We start from the raw sequence: 26,085 nt of genomic DNA, 5'->3' as shown, positions 1-26,085 counted from the left end.
TTCGCGATGCAAAGCGCGCCGGTCTAATGGCTGATGTCTTCTCATCGCCAGCGCGCGGCGGAAAATAGCCGGGCGTAGCCATTGCCGGCCCGGTCCGCTTGCCGTCCGATCGCCCTCTAGAAGGCCGAGGTCGCGTCCTCTTCCGGCAATGGCCTTGGAACGACCGAGCTATCAACGTCGATCGAAGCACCGGCCTATTCTGCGGCTACTGTCGACGAATGCAGGAAGCGGACGACGTCCTCTGGTGCGAGTTGAAGCCGTAACTCTGCTCGGAGGGCCTCGAGACCGAAGATGTGCAGGTCTTCGTTGAAATCCCCCAGCCGGGGCGACAGGGTGATCGCTTCAACGCCGGCTTCTTGCGCGCGCTGGGTGAGAGCAGCCTGCACGGCATCTCCGGCGGCATCGGCGTCGCGGGCGATATAGAGCCGACGCAGGCCAGACGGCAGCAACATGGCTGACAGGTGACTGGCCGAGAGCGCCGCGGCCATAGGCATGGTCGGCAGCACGTAACGCAATGAAAGCATGGTCTCAATCCCCTCGCCCGCGGCGAGCACGTCGTCCACCACGCCGAAGCGGACGGCGTTGCCGAGCAGGTCGCCCATGGCCCGTCGTGGCGTGTCGATCGGAGCCTTGCCGAGACGAATGCGATCAAAGCCGTGTGGATCGAGCCAGGTTCGGTGCGCTCCCGTGATCCGCCCCTCAAGGTCCGTGACGCGGGCAATCATCGCCGGCCAGGTTTCGGTCGGCGAGTGCTCGTCCGGCCGATAGTAGCAACGAGCGTGGAAGCGAAGGCTGCCCCCATGGTAGATGCGGGCTATTCCACGACGCTGCAGATACGTCTCGACCACGGTACCTTCGATCGGGCTAGAGATCGCAAAGAGCCGGCGGGCGGCTTCCTGCGATCCGGCCGGTGCAAGCGAACGAACGGGTTTCGGAGCAGCTTGCTGCTCGAGACGCGGCAGCTTTAGGAAGCGCCTCGCCTCCTCGGCAACCTCGCGGAAGTCGCGCAAACCTCGGCATTCGCGGATGATGTCGAGGAGGTCGCCATGTTCGCCGGTTGCAGCGTCAGTCCATTTGCCGGCTGGGCCCTTCGGCGATTCCTGGAGCCGCACGAACATCGAGCGGCCCGGCGTGTTGTGGACATCACCGACCACCCAGTACCGCCCCGCCCGCTTGCCATTGGAGAGATAGTATCGGCACACTGCCTCGGCCTCGCGCGCGAGACGGCGTGCCAGTTCGCAAGGCGCGGGGGACATCACGCGGCTTCCCGCTCACTGACTCGCGCGACCGGATATGTGTCGAGCACCTTTGTCAGGATTTCTATGCCGCTTTCGTCCGTAGGCACGAACATCCGCAGCTTCCAGGAGATGATCTCTCCAAAGAGGCCGTAAGCACGGAGGCGATCGCGCATCGTGTCGTTGAATCCCGACAGCTCGATGCGGCAAGCGCCCATCACCGGGACGCGGCGAAGCTGGAGCCCCTCCGCGAGGTCGAGGACGGTACGTCCCTCCATCATCGCGGCAAACGCAGCATCCGGCGTCAGCGTGGGCGCGTCCGCCGCGAAGGCGTTTGCGACCCACGCCGCAGAAACCTTGCGGCCGATGATGCGCTCGCCCGCATCGGTCTGGAGCCGATAGACGCGGGTCGATTCGTTCGGCAAGCATTTCCAGATGGGCAACAGCAAGCCGGCCACTACGTGGATCGTGCTTTCCGTGAACTCAGGCACCTCGGCGAGCTCCGCCAGCCAGGCCGCGGCAAAACGTTCGCGATCCGCTTCGACCCAATGGCTCTCCGCCATCATGTTCAGTCGGACTTGGTGCTGCTCCATAGGGCGGATCAGGCGGACGCGGCGCTCGATGTCGCCGTCGTCGAGCATGATGCTCGCGGCCGGAACCTGCACGGCGGCCCTTCCTGAGCGCTCGTTGATCAGCAGGACGGCAGGATTGGAAAGACGAGTAAGGGCGTCATCCAAACCAACGGGATGGTTACGCTGGCGCTGGATGACGCTGAGCAGCCGCGTCTCGGCACCTGTGCGCGGATGGACATAGATCGTCCGCCGGCCGCTGACGACAAAGCTTTCGGCGCGGAGCGTTTCCAATCCGACATCGTACGTGCCCGATGCGACCGCGCCCTCGATCCGGGCGGTCAAGAGCTGCTCGAAAGCAGTGAACAGGACATTTTGCAGGTCGATGGTGAGCGCCAACAACCTGTTCAGGAACGTGATCGGCGGCAGGTCATCCCTGAGCCCATTGGCATCTGTCAGCTTCAGGCCGGTTGCATCCTCGAACTTCTCGAGCGAACAGCCGTCGACTTTGCCACGCACCAGCAGCATGTAGAGTTGACGCAAAGCATCGCGCCCGTACTGACTTTCGAGATTGTCCTCGGGCCGGAAGAGGCCCTGTCCTCCGGTCTGGCGCTGGCCGCGCGTAATGGCCCCCAATGTGTCGAGCCGGCGCGCGATGGTGCTGAGGAAGCGCTTTTCGGCCTTCACGTCGGTCGCGATGGGCCGAAACAGCGGGGGCTGCGCCTGATTGGTCCGGTTTGTGCGGCCGAGCCCCTGGATCGCAGCATCCGCCTTCCAGCCGGGCTCAAGCAAATAGTGGGCCCGCAAGCGGCGATTCCGGGCCGACAGCTCGGCGTGGTAGCTCCTCCCCGTGCCGCCCGCGTCGGAGAACACGAGGATTCGCTTGACGTCGTCCATGAAGGCCGATGTCTCAGCGAGATTGGCCGAACCGGCTCGGTTTTCGACCACTAACCGGTCGCCCTTACGAATGATACGGCGCGAGCGGCCGGTCACTTGGGCGACCATGTCGGTGCCGAAGCGCTGGACGATTTGATCCAACGCGCCGGGTACCGGGGGCAACGAGGCGAGTTTCTCGATGAGGCGGCCGCGTCGTGCGACGGCTTCCCGGCTCTCGACTGGCTGGCCATCGCGATAGACAGGCCGAGAGCAGAGATTGCCCTCCGAGCCGGTGAAGGGCTCGTAGAGCTGGACCGGGAAGGAATGGGCGAGATAGTCGAGCACATATTCGCGCGGAGTGATGTCGACCTGGACGTCGCCCCAGTCTTCGGTCGGGATCTCGGCGAGCCGGCGCTCCATTAGCGCTTCGCCTGTTGAAACAATCTGGATGACGGCGGCATGGCCGGCGTCGAGATCGCGATCGATCGACCGGATGAGCGACGGCGTTTTCATCGAGGTCAGCAGATGACCGAAGAAGCGCTGTTTGGCGCTCTCGAAGGCGGATCGAGCCGCGGATTTTGCCTGCCCGTTCAGCGTTCCGGTCTCGCCGGTGATGTTGGCGGCCCGCATCGCCGCATCGAGGTTGTTATGGATGATGCTGAACGCATCGGCATAGGCGTCGTAGATGCGAACCTGCTCCGGTGTAAGCTGGTGCTCGACGAGTTCGTACTCGACGCCCTCATAGGACAATGAGCGGGCGGCGTAGAGACCGAGCGCCTTGAGGTCGCGCGCCAGAACCTCCATCGCCGCGACCCCACCCTGCTCGATTGCCTCAACGAACTCGGCACGTGTGGCGAATGGGAAGTCGGCACCGCCCCAAAGGCCGAGGCGTTGGGCATAAGCGAGGTTGTGGACCGTGGTGGCGCCCGTCGCCGACACATAAACCACCCGAGCATTGGGCAAAGCGTGCTGGAGCCTCAGGCCTGCGCGCCCCTGCTGAGAGGCCGCCTGATCGCCGCGCTCGCCCTTGCCACCGGCCGCATTCTGCATGGCATGGCTCTCGTCGAAGACGATCACTCCGTCGAAGTCGGAGCCCAACGATTCAACGATCTGACTTACGCGCGAAAGCTTCTCGCCACGCTCGTCGGTGCGTAGCGTGGCGTAGGTGGCAAAAAGGATGCCTTCCGAAAGCCGGATCGGTGTGCCCTGGCGAAACCGGGACAGAGGCGTAACGAGCAGTCGCTCCATGCCGAGTGCGGACCAGTCGCGCTGCGCATCCTCGATCAGCTTGTCGGATTTGCTGATCCAGACCGCCCGGCGGCGGCCATTGAGCCAATTGTCGAGCAGGATGCCGGCGACCTGCCGCCCCTTGCCCGCGCCGGTGCCATCGCCCAAGAACCAGCCGCGGCGAAAGCGGACGGCATTCTCAGCGTCGTCGCGCGCGGCCGCCACAACATCAAAGGTCGCATCGACGGTCCAGGAGCCCGCAAGGAATTCGGAATGCGCCTCGCCAGCATAAATGATGCTCTCGACCTGGGCGTCCGATAGAACTCCATCTGCCACCAGACTTGAAGGCAGATGCGGACGGTAGGACGGCTTCGGCGGCGCAACGGACGCCATCGCCGCGGACTGCACGAGTTTCGTCGGATGTGAGCACGATCCGGGAATACGGATGGACTGTAATCCGTACTCCTCATATAGCGCATCGGTGAGGCGGGCGCCTTCCGGCGGCGACCATTCGACGGTCTCGTACGTGAACTCGACGCGATTTGGCGCTGCGCTTTCCGAAGTGGACGACAGACATGATACGGAAGCGCCCGCCGATCGGGGCATTGCAGGGCGGCTAACGATGTCGGCCACGACCGGCGCGGCGACGGGTAGCCTCGGAGGCACGTACTGGGTCACCCAATTGAGCAAGATGGCAACATCGCCGGCCATGCCCTGCGATGCAGGAAAAGCCTTCGGATCGGCAGCGGGCCACTTGTCGATTACGAGCAGCCTCGTGTCCGTCTGAGTGCCGTGCTTGGCATAGACGGCGCCGTCGATCGCGGCAGAGAACACGACCCGTCCGCGCTCCTGGAGGCGAACAAAGGCCTCTAGCCACGCCGGGTTATCCGGCGCAAGGCCTGCGCCAACGATGGCGACGAGGCGTCCACCATCGCAAAGGCGCGCGAGCGCCGAAGCGATATGCCGGAAAGCGGCGTCTGCCATCCGTCGATCGACATTCGCCACCGCGGAGAACGGCGGGTTCATCAGAACCACGCTCGGCACAACGTTCGCGTCGAGGTGATCATCGATCTGCGCGGCGTCGAACCGCGTGACCTCAACGTTGACAAACAAATGATCGAGCAGCGCCGCGCGACCTTCAGCCAATTCGTTCAACATCAGAGAGCCGCCGGCGAGCTCGGCGAAGATCGCGAGCAATCCGGTCCCCGCGGATGGCTCCAGAACGCGGTCGGCAGGCGTAATGCCGGCTGCGACGCATGCGGCCAGCCCAAGCGGGATCGGCGTCGAGAATTGCTGGAACGCCTGACTGTCTTCGGAACGCCGCGTATGGGTCGGCAGACAGCTCGCGATTCTCGCGAGCATTGGCAGCATGGCAGCCGTCGAGCCAGCCTTGGCGCGCATGGCCGGACCGAACTTGCGAAGAAATAGAACTGTTGCCGCCTCGCAGACGTCATAGGCGGTCTTCCAGCTCCAGACGCCGGCCGCGTCTGAGGCGCCGAAGGCTGCCTCCATGGCGCTACGCAGGACGGCGGCATCGATGCGACGGCCGCGTTCGAGCTCGGTCAGGAGCTGTCGCGCGGCCCTGATGGCGGCGGAGGTGAGATTTGCGGCGGCACGCATCGAGAGCGGCGCGGCGGCAGCGCCGCCGGCGAGAGATTCGGTCATGGCAGGATTTCTCGGGAGAGCAGGAACAGGTCGAACCGCGCGGCGCTCCCCTTAAGACCACGGCAATTCAAACCTTCCCGGCCCTGCTCTCCCTCTCAGCGCTCGCCCATAAAATGGGGACCGGCGTTACACACCGGCTCCAGGCAACTGCGGGATGGCCCGAGCCATCCCGCTCTGTGTCACTCAGCCGCGTCGAGCTGTTGCGGGTCATCGTCGCCGGCGTTCTCCCGATGCTCATCGTCGGCGAGAAATTCGGGTAGCGGGCCTGCTTCAACCTCCGGCTCCACTGACGCCGCATGAGGATCGACGAGACGCAGCGGTTCCGGCAACCAGCCCGAACCATCGAGAAGACGTTCGGCCTCTTTGGCCATGTCGGCCTTCTTCAAGTGGGCGATCAGCTGCGCGGAAGATTCTCCCCTTGCTTCTCGCACGGCTTCCAGAATGCGAGGCTTGATGACCCCGCCAAGATAGTTGTCGACGGTGGGTCGCCAGCCGGCCTGCACCATGTCCAGCCCGACCGCGCGCGCCAGCACATTGGCCTGGTCGAGACGCGCGCGAACACTATGGGCGGAGACACGGCCCTGATCGTAGTGGTTGGCTGGCTCGTAGAGAGCGTTGACCGCAAATGACGCACAGTGAGCGAACAGGGACGCCTGAGCGGCACCGTCGAGAGCTGTGAGCGCATCCCACAGGTCCTTCTCGCCTTTCGGCAACCGTGCTTTCCAGGACTCAGGCGGCGCCTCGACGGTCTTCGCGGACGCGCTCTCCCTCAGGCCGGGGGCTTGAGCGGGGAAGGTCGGCGTGCGAAGTCCGATCTCAAGGGGACTCCCCGTCGACGAGAACCCGTAGAAGGCAGTCAGCACGAAATTGTGCAGCACCGCCTGGAACGCGATCGCCGGATTTTCCGCCAGCGCATCGCGCAATGCCAGTGTACGATGTGCGGTCAACTCGGTGATCAGCCGATCCGGCAAAGGTTTGGCCGCGTCCTCATCATCTTCTTCAGTGTCAGCAGCGCTACTTGCGACCGCGATGACGTGCGCTGAATGGAGCTACCCTCCTTCCCCTCGACCGGCTGCGCATCGGTGCCCTGCCTGACGTCAGAATCGATCGCGGACATGTCGTCCTCCGACCGAACATAGCCCCGATCCACCGACAGGCGCCCTTCGGAATCGATGCTGACGAAGACGCCAGCGCGGACGATCTCGGCCGGCTCGTAGATCATCGATCGGTGTTCGAATGCGAGCAGTGCCGCTTCGATCTTGCCGAGCCGCTGGTCGACCTCATCGGGCTGTTCGTCGGCATCCTGATAATCCGATTCAAGCTTGGTATGCTCGCCGTTGGGTGCGTCGATGGTGGCCTGCTCCTCCGGGGTGAGATCCATAGGTTTGCCCTCGAGTTCGCGGAGGCCGTTGGTATGGCCGTAGGGGAAATCGACCGCCACTGAGATCCAGTTCCAACCCTCGGTTGCGATGCTTTCCGCCTCGAGCTTCAGCTTGTCGGTAACAAGACGGTCCAACAAGGCAAGGTCCTGCAAATATCCGCCATCGTCATGCTCGAACAGATCACGCAAAACGCCGCCGCCTGCCTGTTCGTAAGCCTCGAGGCCCACGAACCGAGGGCGGCGATCGGACGCACGGACCGTTAGTTCGGTCAGCAAGCGCCGGATCTGGTATGGCTCGTCGTAACCCGAACGACTGACCTGCTCCCAGACTTGCTCCTGGCGAACATGATCGGCTGTCACCGAGAACGCCATCAGTTGCTCGAGCGTCATACCGTCATGGGCATAGATCTCGTGCAGCTTGCTCGAAACCGAGGCCAGTCGAAGCCGCGGCTTCACGACGGCCGGCGTCACAAAATGCCACGCAGCGGTCTTCCTCGCTCATGCCACCTTGCTGGAGGCGCTGGAACGCGCGGAACTGATCGAGGGGGTGGAGGCCGACTCGCTCGTCATTCTCCGCAAGCGAGTCATCTTCCGCGATACCCTGGTCCCGAACAACGCACGGAACCGCTTGCGTCTCCGCCATGCGCTTTTGTTTCACAAGCAGTTCGAGGGCGCGATAGCGCCTGCCGCCTGCAGGCACTTCGAACATGCCCGTCTCGTTCCTTTCGGCATCAACGACGGCAAGGACGTTGAGGCTCTGCAGGAGCGTGCGCGCCGCGATGCTTTCGGCGAGTTGCTCGATCGAAATGCCCACCTTCACATGGCGAACATTGGATTGGCTCAGCACCAGCTTGTTGAACGGAATGTCGCGTGAGGGCGACAGGGTGATCTTCTGGACGGCCTTCGTGCTGTCGAGTCTCCACGACGGGCAGCCGCGAGCCTCTCTCTCGGCCTTCAACCCGTCGCGAAAACGACCCTGCCCTCTCACTCGCTTACCCGCGGTGGCCGAGGAGACCCTCACGCTGCCTCCTGTTCCGCTCTCTCCGTCGTCATGTCGCCAACCTCCTCCGGCAAGAACCCAAGGAGATAATCCGCAACCTTGCTGGCTTGCGAGGCAGCTCGCACAATAGCACGATTGTCCTCTCGCAGCACCTCAAGCCAGGAGCCGATATAATCGGCATGTCGCACCGTCGGCACGATGCCGAGCGAGGCGCATCCGAATGCGGATGATATCTCCGCGATCAATTCCTCAAAGGCATACTTCTTGCTTCCGTAGCTTCCCGACAAATCGCGATTCAGACGCGATGTATGGCCGCTAGCATGCGCCAGCTCGTGAAAGGCCGTCCGATGCCAGTTGATCGGCTCGAAATAGGCTTGTGGTGGCGGTACCTGCACATAATCTTCTGCCGGCATGTAGAAGGCGCGGTTGCCGCCAATGCGGAAGTCGATCCCGGTCGCCTTGATCAGGTATTCAATCTTTGGCTCGATCAGGCCAGGCGGCGGAGGTGGCGTCGTTGCGATCTCCGAAGGCAAGCCCTCGCACTGATCGATATTGAAGACCGTGAACCGCTTGAGGAACGGGATGGCCTGCGCTTCGTCACCTGTTTCGCTGGCGCGCCGCTTTTCGTCGGCCGGCACAAAGCGGTCGGCATAGACGACGCTCGTGCCGCGCTCGCCCTTGCGGACGTGACCGCCGAGCGAGAGCGCCTGACGGAAGGTGAGCCAGCTCTGACTGGTGAATGCGTGTTCGGTGGCAGCCCCCCAAAGGATTAGGACGTTGATGCCGCTGTATTGACGGCCAGTGGCGGCGCTTTTCGGCATGGCCAATGACGCCGCCGCCGCCGCCGAACCCCAAGGCTGCACCCACGGGACGCGGCCGGCTTCAAGCTCGCCGATAATTTTGTTGGTGATTTTGTCATAAAGGCTGGTTCGGTCCTCGCCGGCGCGTGCCCGAAGATAGTGTCTGGACATAACGGATCTCCGCGACGGGCGCCGCGAGCCTCTCTCGCAGCTTGTAACCCGTCACGGCAAAACCCGGCCGGCACTCTCACTTTAGCCTTCTTCAGGCGAAATCGAGGCCGCGCGATTCGCGAGAGCTCCTCACCCACACAAATGACAGAATGCGAAATCTGAGACGCGCTCCGTCTTTCGTTCCATTCTTCGGGATGGCCTCGAGGTGCTTTAGGGCCGCAGGCCCCACAGGCGTGCGCCAAGGGCGCATCGCCTTGACACAAAAGGCACCCGGAGAGCGTGAGCATAGCGACCCGAAGGGCACGCGGGTCCGAGTGCAGCGACGAGACCGGTTCAATAGCGGCACCCGGGAACGGGGCAGTGATAGCGATCGCCGTAGGCGAGCCGCTTTCCCGAGTGCCCCCGGCGAGGAACTCCCCAGGCCTTGCGCGAGGGATCGAAGCCGGATGGCCGAGACGCAAAGCGGCTCGGTTCACGAGAGCCCGGTGCGGCGGAAGCCGCACGCGCAAAGCGGAAAAATCCGCTAGCCTGAAGATCTAGATTTCCTCGCGCGCAGGCGTCTGCGCGTCATAGATCCTGATTTGAAGCATGGGAAAACGTTTCTTTAGTTCTTCTCCACCTGCCCTGGCGCCGTCTCTGGTTGCAAATTCGGCTTTGAGTCGGCCATCCACTTCGAGTGCGTAACCAGAGGCCGGCGGTTCACGGGTAGCTGCAACCATTTCATTCCCATTGCGTAGTGAGGGGCTTAAATGATGGGTAACGTGAGTCGCCAAACCGCGCTAGTTCCACTCCCCGAGCGCGGTGATCGGCGCACCATGTGGATTGACGCTTCGCCGTGCCCAATGGGCACTGGAGATCAAGGCGCGCTGAGCCCCGGCCGTCCTTGAATACGGCGACGGTGCGGGTATCGGTGGACGTACCCTCCCTACCGAAAGGGCGAGGGCATCCTTGTTGCGCCACATGCGTGGGTTGGAAAAGTAGCGGACAGGCGCGCACCGTGCACTCTCGCACTAGTCAGCTTCTCGAAAGCCAACCGTCCTAGAATTCGAAGCCGATCTTTAAGGGCCAACCGAAGAGGGTTTGTTCTCATAGGAGCAAGGGAGAGCATAATGGATTCCAATCGGATAAACGGTGCCGGCTTGCCAGAGTTCCCAACGGGGTACGCCCGCTCACAGGAGGATCATGAGCTTTTCAGACAAGCTGTAAACGACGTCGGGCGGCCGCTCGCCGCTGTACCGGCAAAGCCCCCGATTTGGAGTTCGAGCGCTCCATACGGGAACTTTGCACGCGATGGCTACTCCTGGAACAACGATGTGTGGGGCAGTGGTGCCGGGCCTCAGACCATTTCAGTGTATGGACCGAACCGGTGGAGCGTGTGGTCGAACCAGCCTCGAACTGGTGGCATCAAGAGCTATCCGCATGAGGCCGTCCATATCGGGAAGCCGCTCAGTGCAATCAACACCTTGAGCTCGACCTTCAATCAGGACGTTCCTAACAGCGGCGCTTGGGACACCGCCTATGATATTTGGGACAGTTCAAACCAGCATGAGATCATGATCTGGACAAACTACACCGGAAACTCGGACGGTAGCGGCAACGTTAAGCCGATTTCTTATCATTATCGGCAGGATCCCTCCGGGGCGGCGATCCCGGTCTACACTAACGTCGAGGTGGGAGGGACGACCTGGAACGTGTTTCAAGGGAACAATGGTCACAACGTCATCTCGCTGGTGCCCACTTCGAAGAGCAATAGCGGGACAGTGGACATCAAGGGCATCCTAGAGTGGATCAAGTCGAAAGGCTACTTCGGCGACATAAACGTCGGTAGCGTCCAATACGGCGTCGAGATCACCTCGTCCCCAGGCGGAATGGACTTCAAGTTCAATAACTGGACCGTGACGTCAAAGTGAAGATCCAGTTCTGTTCGCCTCGGTCCCGACGCCGCCGGGCCGACGATCGGGATTTAAATTCCATGCGCATGGGCTGCGGAGACTGAAGCAATGCCTAGCAATGCGCTTGACAAGCTGCCCCAGCTCCTAACTGCCGCGTTAAAAGACTTCTTCGTCGAACATCGAAGCCCGTAAATCGGGGCGCCCGGTAGCGGCACTCGGGAAAGGGGCTCGCCTCTCGGCGATCGCCATCACTGCCCCGTTCCGCCTTCGGCGCGCGCCACCCGTGGGGGGCCGGCGTTCCCCTCATCGCATAGAACGAGAGGATCCATCCTCCCTTCAGCGTGTCGCCGACGGTCACCTTTGCAGCAGGTGACGCCATGCGATCAATCCGCGGCGACGCCTGAGGCTTCGGCCTCCGGCTCCCATTGCGCAATGTCGGAGGCGATGACTTGACCTATTATCGTTTCGCAGAAATCGGGGCCGACTTATTACATTTGAGACGAACGCGTCAGAGCCGCCGATCCGAGTATGAGGCATGGAGCATTGCTAAACTGCGGTGAAGTTTTACCAGGAAGACCTGAACGCGCCGGCGCCGGGCGAACGGGATCGTATCTGTGAGGGACAAACGCCATGGCAAAGGGTAAGGGCGAGAATTGCACAAACTAAGCGCCTCAGTTCGCGCGCGACGGATAGCTCGCAATCTTGCAAGTGAGCTGCCAAGTTCGACCGTGTTGGTCTCGGCTAATTGCTGCGCTCGCTGCTTAGCCGCCTCCTCACCAGCGCAGCCTTACGCAGTGCACTATATTCCCGTCGGGCTGCGCTGCGTGCATGTCTTTGGTGGAGGTCGTCATCGGTCATGCTTATCTGATCGCGACCAGCGGCCGGCGTATTGCCTAGTTGCAACGTTCCTGCATGGACATCGCTCGGATCTTATTCCCCGCCAGTTGCGCTCGACGATAGCTATAATCAATTTTTCAGTGGCGATCAGAGCCAGCTCCATTTTTTCCTTAACAATAGTCGACGTATCTCGACCGATACTGTCGAGGTGGTTCAGGGCCATCGCTTTGAAATTCGTCACGTGCATAGTCTACAATAGTATCCAGGTGGGCGACGATTTCAGGCCGTTGCTCGGTCGGTTTTGGTCCGTCAAGCAACGTTAGCGCTCGAATAAAGGACTGCTCAATAGGGATCATATCAGGTTTCCTTTGGACTGTGGTTGGAAGCAGTGATTCCAGCTCGCACCGTTGGTGAAGATTCAGCGGAAAGGCGGGGACTTCAAGCGGCTTACCGCTCCGAAAAACGGCCAGCGCAGGGGTGATTCGGCGCTCGCGCCCCCGAAAGCACTGTCCCTACCACCAGCCGTCGCCCTCGGAGTTAGCAAGGCTGGCCACCTCGGCCCCCGAGAGGCTGAACTCCCAAAGGGTGCTGCCAATTATCGCGGAGAAGGACTGCAAGGCACCTACCAGGATTGGTCGGCCGATCTCGTGTGGTCCGCGATTAGCCGGCTGGTGGGGTATGGGTCGTGGCCATGTGTCCACTCGATTCTAAATTGGTGGTTCTCCCTTTGAACGAGAACCTAAGCGTCGTGCCCTGCCTTTCCGTTCGCTTGGACGGCATCGACCGCGGCGCGGATTGCCTCCTTCTGAGTAGCGTATGGGTCGGCTATCGTCGCTCGCATTCATTTTGGCCGCGCCGTGGAATCATACGTGGTGGCTGGCTCACGCAATCTTTGCTGGCGCTCTGCAGGCCGGTCGCCGACAGACGGCAGCCTCGCGAGCTGAGGAAGAAGGCCTGGCCTTTTTGGGAAAACACAGTATCGCCTTCAACCGCCAGACCGGGACACCGCATCAAGTACGTGAAGGTCGACGCCGACACCGACAACGAGGTACCGAACGAAGACATCGTCGGGGCTACGAGCTCGAGAAGGGTCAGTACATCTAGGTCTCGAAAGAGGAGCTCGAGGAGATCGCGCTCGAATCGACACGTACCATCGAGATCGACGAGTTCGTCGACCGGCCCGACATCGATCCCCGCTACCTGATCCGCCCCTACTGCCAGCGCCCGGACGGCAAGGTCGGCCACGACGCCTTGGCCGTGATCCGCGAGACCATTCGAGAGATGGACAAGGTCGCCATCGGCCGGGTGGTGCTGACCGACCGCGAGCATATCATTGCGCTCGAGCCGATGGACAAAGGCCTTGTCGGCACTCTGCTGCGCTACCCTATGGCGTGCGCAGCGAGCTGGAATGCTTCGACGAGATCCGTCAAGGACTTGCCCCTCTGCAGGGCGGCGGCCACGAATTCGGGCTCCCAGAGCGCTAGCACAACCGCTCATTAGGTTGGCGGCATGACCCAGCTTGAGCCGGATCCCATCGCTGCCATTTTCGCGCGGATCGAGGGCGACGCCTATGCCGAGTTCTTGTCCGACGTCAGCGAAAACGGCGTGCGCGAAGCAGTCGGCGTGTTCAAGAGAAATATCCTCGACGGCCGCAATCGCTATCGCGCCGCCGTCGAGACCGGCGCCGATTGCCCGACGCGCAACTATTACGGTGACGATCCGCTGGGATACGTCATCAGCCTGAATTTGAAGCGTCGACACCGACAACGATCCGAGATCGAGATGTTGCTCTCTCTCGGAGAGATTTAATCGCGTTAGGGCTTCTTCTCGAATTCGAGCGCGCCCACGTCCCGTTCGGCAGCCCAATTTTCAACCCTCTGGTCTACGTCATCCTCCGCATGAGCTGAATCTGCCACGTCATAGACTGTGAGCACTCCGTCCCACTGCGTCCGCCGAGAGCCAGCGCGCGATGTGTGCGGCGCGGGCAGCCGAACAGTTCAGGCAGCGACAGGGGACGGCCGCGCAGAGCAAGGCGGCGGTGGGACGGTGGGACGGCGAGGTGGAAATCAGACGCCTCCACGCGGATACGTCCCTGTCATATGATGGTCGTGCTGAAATGGTCGAGCAGCTTCGGGCAGGCGCAACGATCACCGCGTTTCCAACTCCTATGGTCGCCACCTGGCGATAGCTTCTTCGTCAGCTTACCGACAGGTAAGTGCTTCAGAGGTTACAACGTATCGGGTGGACTAAGTCTACACAGTCCTGGCAAGGGAGTATGGAATGGATCCTTTTGAGGCAGGACAGATTCTGCGCGCCGATGGGATCTCTTCAGACGAACAAAAGGGGGCAGGAGCGGAGATCCACCCTGATTCGCTCCAATATCTCGAGCTCAGCGACAATCAATTGACGAGTCTGCCGGAGGGCTTCCCCGCTATGCTCCATACTTTCGCCGTTAGGGGCAACCAGCTAACCAGCTTACCTGAGGCGCTCCCGCCCGGGCTCGTGCTCCTCCTCGCTAACCATAGCCAGCTAACCAGCCTACCCGAGAACCTACTGACGCATTTGAGCATGTCTGGAGATCCGCTGCCGGAGCAGGTGCTGACGAACCTGCATACAGGCTCGATTTCGTGACCACCGCGGGGTACCACCGATTCGGCCCGCAACGCGCGGCGAGCATCAGAACAGCGAGGCAGCCATGGTAAAACCGTTCCCGTCGAAGATCCATATCGGCAACCATATGCTGCATCCGGAAACCCTGATGCTGACCTATGGCTATGATCCGCAATTGTCGGAAGGCGCCATCAAGCCGCCGGTGTTCCTGACCTCGACCTTCGTATTCAAGACCGCCGAAGACGGCCAGGACTTCTTCGATTACGTCGCCGGCCGGCGTGAGCCGCCAGAAGGCATGGGCGCGGGCCTGGTCTATTCGCGCTTCAACCACCCCAACAGCGAGATCGTCGAGGACAGGCTCGCGGTCTACGAGCGCACCGAGAGCTGTGCGCTGTTCTCCTCGGGCATGGCGGCGATCGCGACCACGATCCTCGCCTTCGTCCGGCCCGGCGACGTCATCCTGCACTCCCAGCCGCTCTATGGCGGCACGGAAACGCTGCTGACGAACACGCTGGCGCGCCTGTCGATCGGCGCGGTCGGCTTTGCCGACGGCATCGATGAGGCCTCCGTCAGGCAGGCCGCGGAGGAGGCGACGGGGAGGGGGCGGGTTTCGATGATCCTGATCGAGACCCCGGCCAATCCGACCAACGGCCTCGTCGACATCGCGATGATCCGCCGCATCGCCGATTCCGTCGGCAAGGCCCAGGGACACACGCCGATCATCGCCTGCGACAACACGCTGCTCGGCCCGGTGTTTCAGCGGCCGATCGAGCACGGCGCGGACCTGTCGCTGTATTCGCTGACGAAGTATGTCGGCGGCCACTCCGACCTGATCGCGGGCGCCGCACTCGGATCGAAGGCGATCATGAAGGGCATCAAGGCGCTGCGCGGCGCCATCGGCACCCAGCTCGATCCGCATTCGTGCTGGATGATCAACCGCTCATTGGAGACGCTGAGCCTGCGCATGGAAAAGGCCGATGCGAATGCGCGCCTGGTCGCGAGCTATCTGCGCGACCACCCCAAGGTCGCCAGGGTTCATTATCTCGGCCATCACGAGCAGGCCTCGCCCTCGGGGCGGGTGTTCGCGAGACAATGCCTGGGCGCGGGATCGACCTTCTCGTTCGACATCGTCGGCGGGAAGGAGGCGGCGGTGAAATTCCTCAATGCGCTGCAAATCCTCAAGCTGGCGGTGAGCCTCGGCGGCACCGAGTCGCTCGCGAGCCTGCCCGCGACCATGACCCATTCCGGCGTTCCCGCCGACATCCGCCAAAAGATCGGCGTGCTCGATTCCACCATCCGGCTGTCGATCGGGATCGAGAACCCGTCGGATCTGATCGCGGACCTCGCCCAGGCGCTGAATGCGGCTTGAGCGGGGGGATCAAAGCGGATTGGACGCGCGCGGCATGCCGACATGATCGCCGCGGCAGCCTCGCTACTCTGCGCAATAGCCCTTGCTGGATGCGTTCAGCAGGGAATCGCCGGCAGGCCCGTCATCTCACTCGGCTTCGAGCCATTTGGAGACGGCGCGACCCGTGGGCCAACGACGAAACCAACTCCCAATTGCCGCCTGATCCCGTGCCCGACCGCGATCACCGTGCTCCTGCTTTGCATCTGGTTGGAGCAGTTCAGCCTCGACTCAGTTATGGTCCTCTGCTTCCTTGCAATCACGATGGTTTCGGCCGGCGTCGCCGCCCCCCTCAGCCTTCGCCGGCTCGAGCGCCATTGGAGCGTCTTCAGCCGCTTCGCGCACCGTGCGCCAGACGTTCTCCGCCGCCAGATCGTGCTTGTCGGCCTCTACAGGGGTTGATCGGGTTGGCACTAACTGATGATCTGACCGGCACCCGCGTCCGTCCTACGGAAGGCGGTTGCTGGAACCTATCGGAGATCGCCTTCGCGGTAGCGTGCAGTTGCAGGTCGAGATCAGGCGCGGCTACTACATTGGCTTACCGAGGAAATGGTTTAAGCGAACGGAAGCCGTATGACGCTGAAGCGGGCCTCGGCAACCGGCAGTTATGCACGAACATCGTGCAATCAGCGCAACAGCAATGATACGCTCAAACGGCACCCGCAGGATCACCATTCCTGCACGAAGCCGACGACTACGAATAGCGCAATAGGAGCGCTGCTCTGCTCGCTGCACACTCTTTCGACGCTTGGCAACCGTTATGACAGGCGAATAGGACAGGCGAACCGTCAAATTTTAGCCGGCTTCTTCATCGATCTCGCGGCCGCATTGGTCTGCGGTTGCACGCGTTTCCCAGTAGCCGTCCGGATTGTCAAGTGTCGGAACAGGGTGTTTTCCTGTAAGAACACCGGCTGAGGGATTTCATACTTAAACTGTCTTTTCACTAAATTCCGGTGGCGAGGCCGCGGGACTGCATCGTCTCGCGGCCCCATTGATTTCCGCTGTTGACGTCCGGGCGAGTTCCTCCACCGAATTCCGACTCTTTACTCCAGAAGGGATGAGCGCTTCGATCGCCCGTTGGCATTATCGGGCCGTCGGCAATTCCTCGCTGGACAGCATTCCGGAATATGTTGTCGTGGAGTGCACACGACTGGTGCCAACCTGATCGACAGCAGCGACAGCGATCGTACGAAAACGCGCTCCGCATCGAAACGAGCCGCAAGACCCGCGACTTGTTGCAGGCGCCCTGTTGCTGCACGGACGGGATACCTGCGTGACGCAGCGCGCGGATGTTCTCCGCGAGCTTGGCGAAGCCTTCCCCGAACATGAGGCGGCAGGCTGTCCGCCCATTCTATTCCACGACTAGGAGACAGACGCGGAAGGACCGCAAGTACGTATTAATGCACGTCATTCCGGCTGAAAATGCCCCGTCGGCTACGGCCGCCGCCTGTGCACGAGCGGAACCCAGTCCGGGCTTCGGCGGCCACAAAGCCGGCGAGAGGTGGACTTGCATTGCGCGAAAGGTCATCCCGTGTACTTGGTGCGCTTCCAGCGTGAGACAGAGCAGGACCAGCATCCCTCGTGTGTTACCCACGCGGAAGCGGCCATCGTTCGGAAAGTCATGCGCCGCCATCCGCACGCCCTCTCGCGGCCGTCATCGGCAGTCGCCAAAGTGGCTGGGCGGCCCCCCTACTCGCCCCGACAAATCTCGGCTGGCCTGAGAATCCGCTAGCGATGTGAAGGTTGAGTTCACATGATAGAGTAGAACAAGCAGGAGGATTGCAGCAATACACGAAGTCAAAGGCATTCCGTTGATGCGCCGCTTTACCACCGGGGCGACGAGCAGGGCAGCGCGTTTCTTAACTGCCAAGCCATAAATATCATGTTCAGCATCACAAGGGACGCGACTCGTCCACTGCCAGAGGAGCTAGGGCTCGGACTCAATTGATCCAATAGGCAACGATGGCGGCGAGATGGACGGCAGCCAAGAAGTTCCTGGCTAGTTTGTCGTAGCGAGTTGCGACACGCCTGAAATCCTTGAGGCGGCAGAAACAGCGCTCGATGACGTTGCGCCCCTTGTAGGCGCGTTTGCTGAAGCTGTGGAGAGTAACCCTGTTGGATTTGTTTGGAATGACGGGCTTGGCACCACGATCGACGATTTCGGCTCGAAAGCCGTCGCCGTCGTACCCTTTGTCGCCAATGAGGGCAGACATGGGTGGCGCGAGTTCCAAAAGGGCTGGCGCTGCGGCAATATCAGCGTCCTGGCCTGGAGTGAGATGAAATGCGCAAGGTCGGCAGTCAGGGTCGCTCAGCGCGTGGATTTTCGTGGTCCGCCCGCCGCGCGAGCGGCCGATCGCTTGTTCATGCTCCCCCCTTTTCCGCCGCTCGCCGAGCGATGCGCTTTGATCGTGGTGGAGTCGATGGACAAAGTCACGCCGTCTTTGCCGCAGCGGGCGAGCGCTTCAAAGATCGCCCGCCAATGTCCGCGCTTGGCCCAGCGATTGAAACGATTGTAGATCGTCGTGTACGGACCATAGTCGGGCGGGCAATCGCGCCAGCGTGTGCCGCACTGAAGCATGTGAATGATACCGCTGATGACGCGTCGATCGTCGTCGCGCACCGGTCCGGTCTGGTTCGTTGGCAGATGCGGCTCTATCAGAGTCCATTGCTTGTCGTTGAGCCAGAACAGTCCTTTGCGCATCGAAGTCCCCCGCGTGGAATCAACCCGCTGCGAGGGAATCAGAGTTCGCTAATTAGGTACAGACCTTAGTACCTGCAGCAAACCCGGCGATCGGTATTGTGGGCGTAGCGTGCTATGGCTTAAGCACAGTCGGACCGTACTTGGAGCACTACTCAGGAATCCAAGTTCGTGATCCTGGCGGGCAGACCGGCTACTACATACCATACATCTATGTGACAACGAATGATGCAGCGCTCGCTTCGGGGGTCCTTGGTGCTCCAAAACAAGCTGGCGCACATCAGGCGCGGCCATGCTTCAGCACCAGCCGGCCGGCGATCTGCTCCGGCGAATGTCCCGTCGCAAGGCTTTTGCCCACGCATTTGCGCAGGTCTGACTGGCGCGCCAGCTTGAAGCGACAAATCGCTCGGCCGAAGCTTGTGAGCCCCGTCGCGGCTAGATCCACCTGCGCCGGTGTGGTGATCGGCCATCGTCTTGTGGACTTCCGTCTGGCAGTGCCACCTCTTAAAGGACGGGCATTTGCATCGTCCGAATAGGCAGACGGGCTTCCGGCTGGCGCGGATGCATGCATGGGAGAGCCACGGCAAAATCTAGCTGCCTTGCGCAGCGCCTGGTCCGTGCGCTCAGCCTAGCGCTGAGCCGACGGGGAGTGGCTGGCCTTGACTTTAAGCCGCCTGGAAGTGCAATTGTGGAACGGCCGCAACCAGCTTCCTCGTATAGGATTGCCGAGGCCGTAAAAATACATCGTCTGCTCCGCCGACTTCGACGGCCACGCCATGATTCATGACAAGAACACGGTCGCTCAGGTGGTGCACCACGCCGAGATCATGCGAGATGAATAGATAGCTGACGCCCAAATGAGCCTTGAGATCGCCAAGCAGATCGAGAATTTGCGCCTGAATGGATACATCAAGTGCCGCGACCGGCTCGTCACACACGATGATCCTGGGGCGCGGAGCAATCGCGCGGGCGATCGCAACCCGCTGACGTTGACCGCCCGACAGTTCGAGTGGGCGCCTTGTCCTGAAGCTCGGTGACAGCCCCACAAGATCGAGCAACTCGCTGGCCTCGGATTGTCGACTGGCTCTGTCGAGGGGATCTCCGCGGCGTCTTGCCAAGGCATCATCAATGACGCGCTCGATGGTCCAGCGTGGATCGAATGAACTTAGTGGATCCTGGTAGATGACCGAGATATCCGATCGCCTTCGGCGCCGCTCTTTCTCAGTCGCAGAAGTCCACGGCGCACCTCCGAGTGTCACGTCGCCTTCATCAGGCATTTCGAGCGCGAGCGCCATTCGTGCCACGGTCGTCTTCCCAGACCCTGACTCTCCGACGATGCCAAGCGTCTCTCCATGGCCGAGGTGAAACGAGACGTCATTCACAACAGTACGCAGCTCGCCATCCGGCCCACGAAAGCGCTTGACGAGCCGTTCCGCCTCAAGCACGGGCCTACCAGGCTGTGCGATATCCGGTTTGGCCAGCGCTCTGACCTCTTCACCTTCAGCCGAGACGAAGCGCGGCGCCTTAGAGGACGAAAGACGGCTTCCGCGTGACCGGACGGATGGGATCGCCTTGAGAAGACCCCGCGTATATTCATGTCTCGGATCGCCAAAAATCTGTTCTAATGAGCCATGCTCGACGATTTCGCCGTGTCGCATGACAATAACTTCGTCGGCCATCTGCGATACGACGGCGAGATTGTGGCTGATGAGGATCATAGCCTTGCCGCGCTCGCGGGTTTCGCTGAGCAGATCCAGGATTTGAGCCTGGATCGTAACGTCCAGCGCCGTCGTGGGCTCATCTGCGATCAAAAGAGCTGGATCGAGAGCAATTGCCGTCGCAATCAAGGCTCGTTGCCGTTGTCCTCCTGACAGCTCATGTGGAAGCTGCCGCGCCTTGACGGCCGGCTCGGGCACGCCCACGAGCTTCAGAAGCTCAACCACCCGTTCGGTCAAGTCTGCGCGTGCCCTGATTGCACGGTGAACACTCAGCGCTTCACCGATCTCCTTGCCAACCGGTCTTAGCGGATCGAGCGACACAAGCGCGTCCTGTAAGACGAAACCGATGCGCTTGCCGCGCAAGGCTCTCCATTCCTTGTCACCTAGGCCATCGATATTCTTGTCCTGAAAAGCCAGGCGGTCAGCCTGGACATGAGAACGCGCCCCGGTAAGACCAACCAACGTCCGGGCCGTAACGCTCTTGCCTGACCCCGATTCACCGACGATCGCGACACACCGGCCTTCCTCAACCGCGAAAGAGACCCCCTTTACAACATCTCGTCGCGAATGCGCCGGCCCGAAGGAAACGTTGAGGTTTTGTACCCCGAGCAACGGGTTGCTAGCCGCGGGCGATGTGGCATTTTGCCGGAAGGAGGCTGCGGGATAGGTCACGTTCATAGAAGCTCAATCCTTCCTTCCAGGCGTTGCTGCACGTACTGGCCGACAACAGTAACTGAGAGTGCGAAGGCAGCGATGGCAATACCGGGCATGACCTCGAGCCACCAGGCATAGATCACGTAGTTACGCCCGGCATTGAGCAGCGCGCCCCATTCCGATGAGGGGGGCGCAACTCCCAAGCCTAGAAAGGAAAGGCCGGATGCCCAAATGATGGCTTGCCCGACACCGAGCGTGAACATTGTCGCAAGTGGGCTGATTGCGTTGGGGAGAATATGCTTGAACAGGATGCGTCTCGGCGAGTGGCCTAGCGCCTTTGCCGCCTCAACATAACCGGTCGCTTTAACGCTCAGAACCTGCACCCTCACCATCCGCGCATATCCGGGCGATGTTCCAAGGCCGACTGCGATGACCAGCGTCGGGACCGAGGTGCCCAACAACGAAACGAAGAGAAGCGCAAGAAACAGAGTGGGGAGAGCGAACAAGGCGTCGAACAGCCGGCTGAGCACATTGTCGATCCAGCCGCCAGACAGGCCCGCCGTCACGCCGAGTGCAAGCGCGAGGGCAAGGCTGAGCGCAGTCGCACCTAGCCCAATCGAGAGAGACTGACGTGTCCCCGCCACGATGCGGGAATAGAGATCCCGTCCGGACTGGTCCGTCCCCAGCCAATGCGTCAAGGAAGGGGCCTTGAGAGGTGACGTCAGGCTCAGCACTAAAGGATCATGCGTCTGAAGCAGTTTCGGCTCAATCGCCGCGATGAGGAAGAACGCCATAAAGAAAGCCGCGACATAGACCCGAACCGGAAACCTACGGGCGCCCGTCAGCACTCTTGCAGTTATGAACGCTTTTGCATGTCCGGCGGAGCTAGTGGCGAAACTCATGCCTCTTTCATCCTGGGATCGACGAGCTGCACCGTGAAATCCACGATCAAGCTGGTAGCGACAAACAGCGCTGCTGAAACCAGAACCACCCCCGAGACGACCGGGACATCCCGTGTGGACGTTGCTGCAACAAGGACGCCGCCCAGCCCCTGGCGGCCGAAGACCGCTTCGATCAATACCGCGCCGGAGAGCAGCTTCCCTATGATCCAGCCGGAAAGCGTGATCCCCGGCAAGGCAGCATGGCGCAGAGCGTGACGCAAACGGACACTGAAATCTCCCGTGCCGCGCATTCTCGATGATGTGATGAAAGGCTGATCAAGAACCCGCGTGAATTCACTCAGGACCGCTTGACCAAGGAAACCGTAGATTTCCAGGGCCAGGGCCATCGTCGGCAGAACGAGGCCCATGAGCGTGTTGCCGCCGACGACAGGAAAAAAGCGAAGCTGGATCGCGAAAACGACCAGCAGGATTGTCCCCAGCCAATAGGGCGGCAGTGTTGCGAGGAAGACCTGAAAGCCGCCTAGCGCCTTGGACCATATGTTGTCACGCCTGGCAAAAAGAACGGTTGTCGTGATGGTGATGATCCAAGCAGTCAACATCGCGGCAAAGGCGAGTGCAATCGTCGGTCCGATCTGGCGCGCAATCAGGTCCGTGACAGGTTGATATTGAACGTAAGACTGCCCAAGATCTCCGTGCATCACATCCCTTATATACTTTCCGTATTGCACGATGACGGGTTGATCGAAGCCATATCTGGCGTTGATGGCGAGCAGCTGGTCCCGAGGAATCTCTCCCACGTTTCCGGTATTTGCATTGAAGATGATCTGGGCGCGTTCTCCGGGCATCAGAAACTGCACAAAGAAGGTGAACGTTGCCGCAGCCCAGACCACAATCAGGCCGGACAAGAGCCGCCGCGCCAGCCAAAAGCTTCGATTGCCTATCGTCTTCACCGCATTCATTTCTTGCCGGTGAAATATGCGTCCGAGAAAACGGGCTCGCCCACCGACCCGCTGTCGAGCCAGATGTCCTTCACATTATCGGCCAAAGCGAGGGTGACATCCAAAACCGTGTAACTCAGGGACGGCGCGTTCTCGACGATCCGCCGTTCGGCCTGCTGATAAAGCGCGATGCGCTGCGCCTTGTCAGCGGCCTGTTCGGCCTTCTGGATGATGTCCCACAGCGGCAGATCCTGATAGCGGGATGGATTGAAGGGATTGCGCACACCATTCAGGTCGGGCTTGTACGAGATGCGATAGATCTCGGCGCCGGGCGCAACCCAATATAGGGGAACGATCTCGTAGTCATTTGGACCAAGATTCTTTCCTGCCCAGAAATCAGCCTGGTTGGTCGGCTGGAGCCGCACATCGAACCCTGCAGCCTTCGCTTGCTGCTGGATGATCTGCAGGACCTGATCGCCATCCGGAGGCGAAAAGGCGTTGGTGTAGGTGATGCGTATGATCAGCGGCTTGCCGTTCTTGCTGCGGATGCCGTTTGCATCGCGCTCCGTCCAGCCGGCCTCATCGAGCAGCTTGTTCGCCTTCTCGAGGTCATAGGAATAGGATTTTGAGAGGTCGCTGACATATTCCGGGGAACTTTGGCTCAAAGCGAAATTGCCCTCATAGGGCAGCGAGCCGAGAAACGCCGCTTGCACGGCAGCACGCCGGTCGGAGGCGTAAGCAAAAGCCTGCCTGACACGCACGTCGTCGAACGGCGGTCTCTCCGAGTACAATGCAAGCCGAAGCGGCGTTCCGCCCGTGAGGTGACGCACGACCTTGAACCGGGAATTGGCGTCCTGCCAATTGACGGCCGGGATATGATAGACAACGTCGGATTCGCCGGTCAGAAGCGAGCCGTAGCGTATCGTGGGGTCAGCAAGAAAACGCCACTCAATTCCTTCGACATAGGCCGGGCCTTGATGCTTGGCAGTGGCCGGCGCCGAACTATAGTTTGGGTTTCGACGGAATATGACGTTCTTGCCGCGGTTCCATTTCTCCACGATGAACGGACCCGAACCGACCGGGCTTTCGCAGTTCACGGCCTTGCCACGCTTCAGCCCCGTCGGCGATAGGATACCTTGCGAGGACTGCGCAAAGACATTCAGCAGCGGCTCGAATGGCGTCTTCAAGGTGATCTTGAGCGTCAGCGGCCCGGTCGCCGCCGCGGATTCGAAGACGCCCTTGAGATAAGGGCCGGCTGTGGGGTTCTCCAGCTCCGGATTGTCGCTCAGCCATCCATTGATGTTATCGACGACCGCCTGGGCGTCCAGAGACGTCCCGTCCGTGAACTTGACGTCGGGCTTGATCTGGAATGTGTAAGTTCTGCGGTCATCCGAAATGGTCCATGCGGTCGCAAGCCAAGGCAGGATCCTGCCGTCTTCAGCCCTGGCGACCAGATTGTCACTGAACTGACGCTGAAGGTACCATTGCTGCACCCAACCACCATAAAGGCATGGCGGCTCCTGGAAGTGTCCATACCGGATAATCCCGCCGGATCGCGGCTTGCCAGCCGACGCGTCTTCCGCCTGCACGGCATCCGCTTTCGAAAGGCCAGACATCGTGATGGCGATGATTGCGGCGCGAGACGTCAGACGACGGTTCAGAATTTTGAGAAGAAACGTCGAACGAACGGCAGCCGGCTTAGACATGATAAGCTCCGATTGTGATAAAGGAGAAGCACTCAGGCGGCGGAGACCTGGTCGGTGGGCTCGCCCTGCAGTGGAATGCCAAGATGCTCGCGCAGCGTTTCGCCGCGATAGTCCGAACGGAACAAGCCGCGCCGCTGCAGGACGGGAACAACATGGTCGACGAACGCAGGCGTGCCGTCGGACAGAACATCCGGTATGACGTTGAACCCGTCCACCGCGCCAGCCCGGAACCACTCTTCGAAGGAAGCGGCAATCTGCTCCGGCGATCCGACCAGCACCCGGTGACCGTAAGCAGGCGCCTCGACGATGATCTGGCGGACCGTTTTGCCGGAGCGCACGAGCGCTTCCACAGTGCGATACTGGCCGATGGAAAAAGCCGCGTCCGCATGTCGCGGCAGTAAGTTGGGGTCGATTGGTTCGTCGATCTTCAGCCTTTCGGCAGGAATACCGAAACGACCGGACAGCGCATCAAGGGCAACGTCAAAGTTGATAAGTTCGTCAAGCTCTGCCTTGCGCTTGATGGCTTCCTCTTCCGTTCCGCCAACGAACGTGACGACGCCCGGCAGGACAAGGGGCGCCCTTCGTCCATGTTGAGAAGCAAACGACCTGAGGCGATCGGCCTCGCGCAAGGCGATTTCCAAATTGCCTGTCGATGAGAACACGGCATCGGCGCTTCGCGCCGCAAACTGAAGCCCTTGATCCGATCCGCCGGCTTGGAAAATAACCGGCCGCCCCTGTCTTGAGCCCGGATGTGTCAGGGGCCCACTGATGTCGAAAAACTCGCCGGCATGCCTCGTCGTCCGCAGCCTGCTCGGATCACCAAACCGCCCGGACGCTTGGTCCAGAATAAGGGCGCCTTCTCCCCAGCTATGCCAAAGGGTTCGCACGGCCTCCACGAATTCTTCAGCGCGGCGATAACGGTCATCACGGGATTGCTCGTAGCCGCCGAAGCTCCTCGTCGTATAGACATTGGATGTCGTAACTGCGTTCCAGGCCGCGCGGCCGCCACTGACAACGTCAAGCGACTGGAATCGGCGCGCGAGGTTATAAGGCTCGTTGTACGTGGTGGATGCCGAGCCGATCAGACCGACGAATCTTGTTTCTCGTGCGATGCTGGCAAGCGTAATCGTCGGCTCGATGCCATTGAGGGGCGGGGTTTTGTCGATTGCCGGATTGAGCGCTGGCGTGTCGGCGAGGAAAACCGCGTCGAGCTTTCCACGCTCGGCGAGCTTTGCGGCTCGCACGTAATGCTCAATATCGTAGAATGCCCCAGGAGGATTTCCGGGCCACCGCCACGCTGCTGCATGTCCCCCAGCGCCATGCAGGTTCAGGCCAAGGTGAAGCTCACGTTCAAGCGGCGACGTCATCACGCGATATATCCGCCACGGGTAATGGTAAGCCGGAAGCTCAAAAACGTCATCGCACTCTTCTCAATCTTCGGTAGCCATGAGCGCGTCATGGCGCTTCAACATTGTTGAGGAGCCGACCAGCGTCAACCACGCAGGAAAAATAAGAATGCCTGTTTCGCTTCGTGCCGCCGGATAATTGATTTTTGTTGGGGATGCATCACCGCGCGGAATGATAAACTCCGTAACTGAGAAGTCCCATCTTTCTGGTTTGCAGTCGCATAGGTTGGAGCGACGCAGTCCAACCTGTGCCCCGTGCAAAACGATTGTATCTCAGGCGCATGCCTCCCGGAACTGAAGGGCGCGATCGTGTCGCAATCAAGCGTACGCGTTTTGATGTTCAGGACGGAAGCCGCTCAGAATTGCTGCTCGCCCTGGCCTGGCAAGATGATGGC

General features: G+C 61.0%; 13 protein-coding genes and 4 pseudogenes. 7 read left to right on the top strand and 10 right to left on the bottom strand.

The genetic code is table 11. The annotated features are described in order from the left end of the window. Positions 1-194 precede the first annotated feature (194 nt). From I6F09_RS22995 to I6F09_RS22980, 4 genes and pseudogenes are all read right to left on the bottom strand, one after another. Entirely contained in the window at positions 195-1,256 is a 1,062-nt protein-coding gene (locus I6F09_RS22995; RefSeq protein WP_225145691.1) for a toprim domain-containing protein, read from the bottom strand. Beyond that, positions 1,256-5,572 carry a strawberry notch-like NTP hydrolase domain-containing protein gene (locus tag I6F09_RS22990; protein WP_225189108.1) on the bottom strand — a complete coding sequence of 1,439 codons (4,317 nt, stop codon included), beginning with the start codon at positions 5,570-5,572 and terminating at the stop codon, positions 1,256-1,258. Before I6F09_RS22990 ends, I6F09_RS22995 begins: the two co-directional genes overlap by 1 nt. A gap of 179 nt (positions 5,573-5,751) precedes the next feature. Continuing rightward, positions 5,752-7,911 (bottom strand): annotated as a pseudogene (locus I6F09_RS22985) (ParB/RepB/Spo0J family partition protein). Positions 7,912-7,970: 59 nt separating this feature from the next. Further along, positions 7,971-8,924 (bottom strand): zincin-like metallopeptidase domain-containing protein, encoded by a 954-nt coding sequence (locus tag I6F09_RS22980; RefSeq protein WP_225145748.1) that lies wholly within the window; start codon positions 8,922-8,924, stop codon positions 7,971-7,973. 1,109 nt (positions 8,925-10,033) lie between these two features. On the opposite strand from I6F09_RS22980, the gene I6F09_RS22975 reads away from it, so the two are divergent. The 6 genes and pseudogenes from I6F09_RS22975 to I6F09_RS22950 form a co-directional block, all read left to right on the top strand. Further along, positions 10,034-10,834, top strand: a complete 801-nt coding sequence (locus I6F09_RS22975; RefSeq protein ID WP_225128634.1) for a glycosyl hydrolase — start codon at positions 10,034-10,036, stop codon at positions 10,832-10,834. 1,819 nt (positions 10,835-12,653) lie between these two features. After that, a pseudogene (locus I6F09_RS22970) lies at positions 12,654-13,080 on the top strand (Ku protein); the annotation flags it as partial. Positions 13,081-13,162: 82 nt separating this feature from the next. Continuing rightward, positions 13,163-13,462 (top strand): hypothetical protein, encoded by a 300-nt coding sequence (locus tag I6F09_RS22965; RefSeq protein WP_225145746.1) that lies wholly within the window; start codon positions 13,163-13,165, stop codon positions 13,460-13,462. 471 nt (positions 13,463-13,933) lie between these two features. Continuing rightward, a complete protein-coding gene (locus I6F09_RS22960; RefSeq protein ID WP_225145749.1) occupies positions 13,934-14,284 on the top strand; it encodes a hypothetical protein in 351 nt (116 codons plus the stop codon). A gap of 64 nt (positions 14,285-14,348) precedes the next feature. Next, positions 14,349-15,632 (top strand): cystathionine gamma-synthase family protein, encoded by a 1,284-nt coding sequence (locus I6F09_RS22955; RefSeq protein WP_225145745.1) that lies wholly within the window; start codon positions 14,349-14,351, stop codon positions 15,630-15,632. Positions 15,633-15,830: 198 nt separating this feature from the next. Beyond that, positions 15,831-16,070, top strand: a pseudogene (locus I6F09_RS22950) (nickel/cobalt efflux protein RcnA); the annotation flags it as partial. Between the two features lie 1,538 nt (positions 16,071-17,608). Here the strand turns inward: I6F09_RS22950 and I6F09_RS22940 are convergent. Beyond that, positions 17,609-18,369, bottom strand: a pseudogene (locus I6F09_RS22940) (IS5 family transposase). Positions 18,370-18,467: 98 nt separating this feature from the next. On the opposite strand from I6F09_RS22940, the gene I6F09_RS22935 reads away from it, so the two are divergent. Next, positions 18,468-18,902, top strand: a complete 435-nt coding sequence (locus I6F09_RS22935) for an acetoacetate decarboxylase family protein (RefSeq protein WP_346730126.1) — start codon at positions 18,468-18,470, stop codon at positions 18,900-18,902. A gap of 129 nt (positions 18,903-19,031) precedes the next feature. Here I6F09_RS22935 and I6F09_RS22930 read toward each other — a convergent pair whose 3' ends face one another. The 5 genes from I6F09_RS22930 to I6F09_RS22910 are packed head-to-tail and all read right to left on the bottom strand — an operon-like array spanning position 19,032 to position 25,651. Next, entirely contained in the window at positions 19,032-20,762 is a 1,731-nt protein-coding gene (locus I6F09_RS22930; protein WP_225144784.1) for an ABC transporter ATP-binding protein, read from the bottom strand. Continuing rightward, entirely contained in the window at positions 20,759-21,640 is an 882-nt protein-coding gene (locus tag I6F09_RS22925; RefSeq protein ID WP_225144783.1) for an ABC transporter permease, read from the bottom strand. The genes I6F09_RS22930 and I6F09_RS22925 overlap by 4 nt, the downstream gene beginning before the upstream one ends. Then, complete coding sequence (locus I6F09_RS22920) at positions 21,637-22,599, bottom strand: ABC transporter permease (RefSeq protein WP_225144782.1); 963 nt, start codon at positions 22,597-22,599, stop codon at positions 21,637-21,639. Before I6F09_RS22920 ends, I6F09_RS22925 begins: the two co-directional genes overlap by 4 nt. Further along, positions 22,596-24,284 carry an ABC transporter substrate-binding protein gene (locus I6F09_RS22915; RefSeq protein ID WP_225189107.1) on the bottom strand — a complete coding sequence of 563 codons (1,689 nt, stop codon included), beginning with the start codon at positions 24,282-24,284 and terminating at the stop codon, positions 22,596-22,598. The genes I6F09_RS22920 and I6F09_RS22915 overlap by 4 nt, the downstream gene beginning before the upstream one ends. 32 nt (positions 24,285-24,316) lie before the next feature. Continuing rightward, positions 24,317-25,651, bottom strand: coding sequence for an NtaA/DmoA family FMN-dependent monooxygenase (locus I6F09_RS22910; RefSeq protein ID WP_225144780.1), 1,335 nt, complete (start codon positions 25,649-25,651; stop codon positions 24,317-24,319). Between the last annotated feature and the right edge of the window lie 434 nt (positions 25,652-26,085).

Source organism: Bradyrhizobium sp. IC3195, assembly GCF_020193585.1.
In the GTDB taxonomy this organism is placed as follows: Bacteria; Pseudomonadota; Alphaproteobacteria; order Rhizobiales; family Xanthobacteraceae; genus Bradyrhizobium; species Bradyrhizobium yuanmingense.
This window is presented reverse-complemented; position numbering and strand designations above follow the sequence as displayed.

What these genes read in the sequence shown, in the direction of transcription:
- I6F09_RS22995 (WP_225145691.1), bottom strand. Translation starts at nt 1,256, where the DNA reads ATGTCCCCCGCGCCTTGCGAACTGGCACGCCGTCTCGCGCGCGAGGCC.
- I6F09_RS22990 (WP_225189108.1), bottom strand. Translation starts at nt 5,572, where the DNA reads ATGACCGAATCTCTCGCCGGCGGCGCTGCCGCCGCGCCGCTCTCGATG.
- I6F09_RS22980 (WP_225145748.1), bottom strand. Translation starts at nt 8,924, where the DNA reads ATGTCCAGACACTATCTTCGGGCACGCGCCGGCGAGGACCGAACCAGC.
- I6F09_RS22975 (WP_225128634.1), top strand. Translation starts at nt 10,034, where the DNA reads ATGGATTCCAATCGGATAAACGGTGCCGGCTTGCCAGAGTTCCCAACG.
- I6F09_RS22965 (WP_225145746.1), top strand. Translation starts at nt 13,163, where the DNA reads ATGACCCAGCTTGAGCCGGATCCCATCGCTGCCATTTTCGCGCGGATC.
- I6F09_RS22960 (WP_225145749.1), top strand. Translation starts at nt 13,934, where the DNA reads ATGGATCCTTTTGAGGCAGGACAGATTCTGCGCGCCGATGGGATCTCT.
- I6F09_RS22955 (WP_225145745.1), top strand. Translation starts at nt 14,349, where the DNA reads ATGGTAAAACCGTTCCCGTCGAAGATCCATATCGGCAACCATATGCTG.
- I6F09_RS22930 (WP_225144784.1), bottom strand. Translation starts at nt 20,762, where the DNA reads ATGAACGTGACCTATCCCGCAGCCTCCTTCCGGCAAAATGCCACATCG.
- I6F09_RS22925 (WP_225144783.1), bottom strand. Translation starts at nt 21,640, where the DNA reads ATGAGTTTCGCCACTAGCTCCGCCGGACATGCAAAAGCGTTCATAACT.
- I6F09_RS22920 (WP_225144782.1), bottom strand. Translation starts at nt 22,599, where the DNA reads ATGAATGCGGTGAAGACGATAGGCAATCGAAGCTTTTGGCTGGCGCGG.
- I6F09_RS22915 (WP_225189107.1), bottom strand. Translation starts at nt 24,284, where the DNA reads ATGTCTAAGCCGGCTGCCGTTCGTTCGACGTTTCTTCTCAAAATTCTG.
- I6F09_RS22910 (WP_225144780.1), bottom strand. Translation starts at nt 25,651, where the DNA reads ATGACGTCGCCGCTTGAACGTGAGCTTCACCTTGGCCTGAACCTGCAT.